This window comes from Streptomyces sp. ActVer, from assembly GCF_027270795.1.
GTDB lineage: Bacteria > Actinomycetota > Actinomycetes > Streptomycetales > Streptomycetaceae > Streptomyces > Streptomyces umbrinus_A.
The window spans coordinates 1-992 of sequence record NZ_JAPWHT010000945.1; the positions used below are offsets into that span (position 1 = coordinate 1).

General features: G+C 73.0%; 1 protein-coding gene. It reads right to left on the reverse strand.

Annotated elements, in window-relative coordinates:
* Positions 1-807, reverse strand: an 807-nt coding sequence (locus O3Q52_RS53515) for a carboxylesterase family protein (protein ID WP_269655602.1), incomplete at its 3' end; no start/stop codon positions are given.
* Positions 808-992 lie beyond the last annotated feature (185 nt).

Here is a 992-nt window from a genome sequence, read left to right on the forward strand (position 1 = left end):
CGCCACCGCGGGCAGCCGTCGCGGCGCCACCGCGCCCAGGTCCTCCACCGTCGGCCGCACGCCCAGGTCCGCGGCGAACTCCCGGGCGATGTCGGCGGCGAGCTCGGGCGAGAAGAACGTACCGGGCACGCTCTGTGCGACGGCCCGGCCGAAGAGCCCGGCCGCGCGCTCCATCGTGAGCAGCGCGGCCACCGAACCCGCGCCCGCAGACTGGCCGACGACCGTGACACGGCCCGGATCGCCGCCGAAGGCACGGATGTTGTCCCGCACCCACTCCAGCGCGGCGACCTGGTCCAGCAGGCCCCGGTTGGCGGGCGCCCCCTCGATGTGCGCGAACCCCTCGATGCCGACCCGGTAGTTGAGCGTCACCACGACGACGGCACCCTCCCGCGCCAGCCGGCCGCCGTCGTACTCGGGCAGGCCCGACATCCCGATGACGTACGCGCCGCCGTGCATCCACACGATGACCGGCAGCCCCGCGCCGGGGCCGGGGTCGGGCGTCCAGACGTTCAGGGTCAGCCAGTCCCCCTCGTCCACCGCGTCGCCGGACACCAGCGCGTCCATGCCGAACGCGGCGGACTGCGGAGGCGGCGTCCCGTACGCGACCGTCTTCCGTACGCCGTCCCAGCTCCGCACGGGCCTCGGCGCCCCGAACCGCAGGGCTCCGACGGGCGGTTCGGCGAACGGGATCCCCTTGAACACCGCCGATCCCGCCGCCTCTCCGGCTCCCCGCACCACACCTGCTGTCGTACGGACCTCGGGTTCGTCGGCGCCCATCACGGCTCCCTCTGCAGACAGTTCGGTCATCGCGGATCATCCCGTCGAACCGGACGCCACGGCCACCGGTTTTTCCCGCCCCAAGATCCACGGACAGGGGCGCGCCCCGGCGACTAGGCTGGTCCAGCGGCGCCCCAAAGGGCAAGGCCGTGAAGTTACGGGCTGATCGTCGGCGTCAAGATGTTGATGCTGAGGGTGGCTTTGTAGGTGCGTCG